Below are 4,402 nucleotides of genomic sequence, written 5' to 3' on the forward strand. Positions count from 1 at the left end.
GGAGCGGCGGGTCGGTCGGTGGCGATACGGAGATCGCCGCAAGGCGTGCCAAAGCGGTGCTTACTTGAGGACCGGTCCGATCATCATGATCATCTGGCGGCCTTCCATCTTGGGCATGTTCTCGACCTTGCCCAATTCCTTGACGTCCTCGGCCACCCGTTCCAGCAGCTCGCGGCCGAGGTTCTGGTGCGCCATCTCGCGGCCACGGAAGCGCAGGGTGATCTTCACCTTGTCGCCGTTCTCGAGAAACTTCAGGACGTTGCGCATCTTCACGTCGTAGTCGTGAGTATCGGTCCCCGGACGGAACTTGATCTCCTTGACCTCGATGATCTTCTGCTTCTTGCGCGCCTCGGATTCACGCTTCTGCTGTTCTTGCAGACCGGCGGATTGGCGTTGGGCGAGATCTCGACGAGGTCGAGACCGGCTTGCTCGGCCAGCTCCATTGCGCGGCGCGGCGGTTGCACGCCCAGGTTTTCACCCTCGGCGCCGATGAGCCGGATTTCGGGGGCCCGGATACGGTCGTTGACGCGGGGGCCGGTGTCGCGCGTTGGCGGCGCGTTGTGAGGTCTGCGGGCTATGGTATCGGTCCTTTTACCGTGAAGACTTTGGAGGCGCAAAATAGTCCCGGGACGGCAGTGTTTCAAGCGCCAAATCCGTGGATCATCTCCTGAACGCCGAACACCCCCCTGCAGGTTCCGGCATCGTACCCCGTGCGGGCGTCCCGAGGCGGGGTCAGCCATGCTTCGGGGCGGATCCTGCGGGAAGGCGGGGGTGGGCGTCAGCGCCGTCGCGCGCGAGGCGCGAATCGCGGAACGGGCGCTCGCGCGCCCGCCGCGGAAGGTCACGTCAGTCGAGGAAGGCTTTCTCGACCACGTAGTGCTTGGGATCGGAGTTGGCGCCTTCTTCGAGGCCGTATTCCTCGAGCATCGCCTTGAGCTCGAGGTTGAAGGCGAGGTTGCCGCAGATCATCGCGCGGTCGATCTCGGGGGTCAGGGGCGCGACGCCGAGATCGGCGAAGGCCTCGCCCGAACGCATCAGGTCGGTGATGCGGCCCATCTTGGCGCTCTGTTCGCGCGTCGTGGTGGGGTAGTACTTGATCTTCTTCCAGAAGCCCTCGCCGATCACCTCGTTCAGAAGCTCGTCGGTCTTCAGGCTCTCGATCAGCTCGGCACCGTAGGTCAGCTCGCCCGCCTCGCGGCAGGTGTGGGTGATGATGACCTCGTCGTAATCCTCGTAGGTCTGCGGCTCGCGCAGCAGCGACGCGAAGGGCGCGAAGCCGGTGCCGGTGGCGAAGAACCAGATCCGCTTGCCGGGCAGCAGCGCGTCATGCACCAACGTGCCGACGGGCTTGGGTCGCAGGATGATCTCGTCGCCGGGCTGGATGTGCTGCAGCTTCGAGGTCAGCGGGCCGTCCTGCACCTTGATCGAGTAGAACTCCATCTCCTCGTCCCAGGCGGGGGAGGCGATGGAATAGGCGCGCAGCAGCGGTTTCTGCTTGCCGGTCTTGGGGTCGGGATCGCCCATGAGGCCGATCATGACGAACTCACCCGAGCGGAACCGCAGCGACGCCGGGCGCGTCACGCGGAACGAGAACAGGCGGTCGGTCCAGTGCTTCACCTCGGTGACGGTCTGGGCGTCGGGCAGCACCATCTTCTTGGGCGCAGAGGCTTCGGTTGCGGATGCTTCGGTCACGGGGCTCATCTCGGTCATGGAATTTTCACTACGAAATTCGTTTGTAGACAAACGAAAGTCGAGTCCTTTTTAGAGCGTCATAGGTGTAAATGGAAGATGACTTAACCGCGCAGGCGGTTCTGGTAGTCGTGCTGCTGCCAATTTGAGCGGAACAGCCAGTCGGTTTCCGGCTGGCGGGCGGCGAGCTCGTCCGAGATCTCAACCTCGTCGAACCCCGAGCGGCGTGCCATGGCGTACTGGTCCGAGATCACGTGCCCCCTGGCACGCAGCCGGCCGCGGTAGCCGCGCAGGCGCAGCAGGCGGGCGAGCGTGAAGCCGCGCCCGTCCGCGAAGGAGGGAAAGTCGATGCGGACCATCTCGATGCCGTCCGCCGCCGCAAGGCTGGCGGGATCGGTGTCGGAGGGCAGGTCGAGCACGCTCTCATGCCCGAAGCCGCGGGTCCAGTCGTCGGGGCCGAAGCCCGTGTCGGTCACGATGACAGTCATTGGCCTTGTCCTTGTCTCACCATGCGGCCATTCGCGAAATGGATGCCGCATTCAATCTTCTCTTCGCCGCGCCAGCGCCCGGAGCGGGGGTCTTCGCCCTCGGCCACCGGAGAGGTGCAGGGCGCGCAGCCGATCGAGGGGTAGCCCCGTGCCACCAGCGGGTGCTTGGGCAGGCGGTTCTCGACCATGTAGGCGCGCACGTCCTCTGGGGCCCAGTGCGCCAGCGGGTTCACCTTGATGCGGCCGGTCTCTTCCTCGAGCTCGAAGAACTCGAGCGTCGCGCGGGTGGAGCTCTGGAAGCGCTTGCGCCCGGTGATCCAGCCGTCGAAGCCGGCCAGCGCCTGCTCGAGCGGGATGGTCTTGCGCAGCGCGCAGCAGGCGTCGGTGCTGGCCAGCCGCAGGTCGTCGTTCGGGTCGCGATCGCGCAGCAGCGCCTCGTCGGTGCGGATCACCCGCACGTCCGACAGGTGCAGCCGCTCGGCCACGTCCTGCTGGTAGGCCAGCGTCTCGGCAAAGAGCAGGCGCGTGTCGATGAACAGCACCGGCGTCTTGCGGTCGATCAGCGCCACCAGATGCAGCAGCGCAACCGACTCGGCCCCGAAGGACGAGACCATGGCGATTTCACCCGCGTCCGGATCGCGCAGCGCGCCCTCGAGCACCGAGACCGCGCCGTGGTGACGGTAGCGCGCGTTCAGCGCGTCCACCCGGCGGCGCAGGTCGGCAAGCTCGTCCGGGCTGCGCGCCGGGGAGACCCCGGCGGGGGTGCTTGGGGACAGATGAAAGGTCATCCGCCTCAGGCCGCCCGTGCCTTCTTGGCCGTTTCCTCGCCGTAGAGCGCCAGCTTGAACGGCGCCATGCCGAGACGGCGGTAGGTCTCGAGGAAGCTCTCCTCGCGGCCGCTGCGGTGCTCGAGATAGGTCTCCACGATGCGCTCGATGGCGGGCACGATGTCGTCCGCCGAGAAGCCCGGCCCGGTGCGCTCGCCAAGGGCTGCGGTCTCGGTGGCGTCGCCGCCGAGGGTGATCTGGTAGTTTTCGACACCGGCGCGGTCGAGCCCGAGGATACCGATGTGACCCACGTGGTGGTGGCCGCAGGCGTTGATGCAGCCCGAGATCTTGATCTTCAGCTCGCCAATATCGTTCTCGATCTTGAGCTCGTCGAAGCGGGTGGCGATCTCCTGCGCGATCGGGATCGAGCGGGCGGTGGCCAGCGCGCAATAATCCATGCCGGGGCAGGCGATGATGTCGCTGATGCGCCCGATGTTGGCGGTGGCAAGACCGTTCGCCTTGAGGATCTTGTGGATCGCCGGCAGGTCGGACTTGTGCACGTGCGGCAGTACCACGTTCTGCTCGTGGCTGATGCGCAGCTCGTCATGACCAAAGCGGCGGGCGATATCGGCCATCACGCGCATCTGGTCGGCGCTGGCGTCACCGGGGGTCTCGCCATGGGCCTTGAGGCTGATCTGCGCGATGGCGTAGCCGTCGATGCGGTGTGCCGAGAGGTTGGTGTCGGCCCAGGCGCGGAACACCGGGTCGGTGGCGTAGGCGGCGTCGTAGACCTCGGTCGTCGCGTTGCGGAAGGCGGGCGGCGCGAACTGCGCGGCGATCTCCTCGAAGAGCGCGACGTCGTGGCCGCCGAAGGCCGCCCTGGTCTCGGCGAAGCGGCTCTCGACCAGCGCGCGGATCTCTTCCAGCCCGTGCTCGTGCACGGTGATCTTGATGCGGGCCTTGTACTTGTTGTCGCGACGGCCGAGCAGGTTCCACACCGAGACCACGGCCTCGACGTAGGGCAAGAGATCCCACTGCGGAACGAAGTCCGCAAGCTCCTTGCCGATCATCGGGGTGCGGCCGAGACCGCCGCCCACCAACACGCGGTAGCCGATCTGGCCGTCGCGCTCGACGACCTGGATGCCGATGTCATGTGCCTTGATCACGGCGCGGTCGTTGGCCGAGCCGGTGACGGCGATCTTGAACTTGCGCGGCAGGAACTGGAACTCGGGGTGGTCGGTCGACCACTGCCGCAACAGCTCGGCCACCGGGCGCGGGTCGACGATCTCGTCCGCGGCGGCGCCGGCGAAGTGGTCGGCGGTCACGTTGCGAATGGTGTTGCCCGACGTCTGGATGGCGTGCAGCCCGACCTCGGCCAGCGCGTCGAGCATGTCCGGAACGTCGCCGAGCTTCGGCCAGTTGTACTGGATGTTCTGGCGGGTGGTGAAGTGGCCGTAG

General features: G+C 66.5%; 4 protein-coding genes and 1 pseudogene. All 5 read right to left on the bottom strand.

Going from position 1 to position 4,402, the window contains the following annotated elements; translation table 11 throughout:
• Positions 1 to 60: 60 nt before the first annotated feature.
• Positions 61 to 578: pseudogene (infC, locus tag HC022_RS19895) on the bottom strand (translation initiation factor IF-3).
• A gap of 268 nt (positions 579 to 846) precedes the next feature.
• Positions 847 to 1,710, bottom strand: a complete 864-nt coding sequence (locus tag HC022_RS19900) for a ferredoxin--NADP reductase (RefSeq protein ID WP_008883879.1) — start codon at positions 1,708 to 1,710, stop codon at positions 847 to 849.
• 83 nt (positions 1,711 to 1,793) lie between these two features.
• On the bottom strand, positions 1,794 to 2,177 hold the full coding sequence (locus HC022_RS19905) for a DUF934 domain-containing protein (protein WP_167453582.1): 384 nt from the start codon (positions 2,175 to 2,177) through the stop codon (positions 1,794 to 1,796).
• On the bottom strand, positions 2,174 to 2,965 hold the full coding sequence (locus HC022_RS19910; RefSeq protein WP_008885358.1) for a phosphoadenylyl-sulfate reductase: 792 nt from the start codon (positions 2,963 to 2,965) through the stop codon (positions 2,174 to 2,176). Before HC022_RS19910 ends, HC022_RS19905 begins: the two co-directional genes overlap by 4 nt.
• A 5-nt stretch (positions 2,966 to 2,970) precedes the next feature.
• Positions 2,971 to 4,402 (bottom strand): nitrite/sulfite reductase (locus HC022_RS19915; RefSeq protein WP_167453583.1); only part of this gene is annotated, 1,432 nt, incomplete at its 5' end.

Origin of the sequence: Salipiger sp. HF18 (genome assembly GCF_011806505.1) — a bacterium.
Lineage (GTDB): Bacteria > Pseudomonadota > Alphaproteobacteria > Rhodobacterales > Rhodobacteraceae > Salipiger > Salipiger thiooxidans.

What these genes read in the sequence shown, in the direction of transcription:
- HC022_RS19905 (WP_167453582.1), bottom strand. Translation starts at nt 2,177, where the DNA reads ATGACTGTCATCGTGACCGACACGGGCTTCGGCCCCGACGACTGGACC.
- HC022_RS19910 (WP_008885358.1), bottom strand. Translation starts at nt 2,965, where the DNA reads ATGACCTTTCATCTGTCCCCAAGCACCCCCGCCGGGGTCTCCCCGGCG.
- HC022_RS19900 (WP_008883879.1), bottom strand. Translation starts at nt 1,710, where the DNA reads ATGACCGAGATGAGCCCCGTGACCGAAGCATCCGCAACCGAAGCCTCT.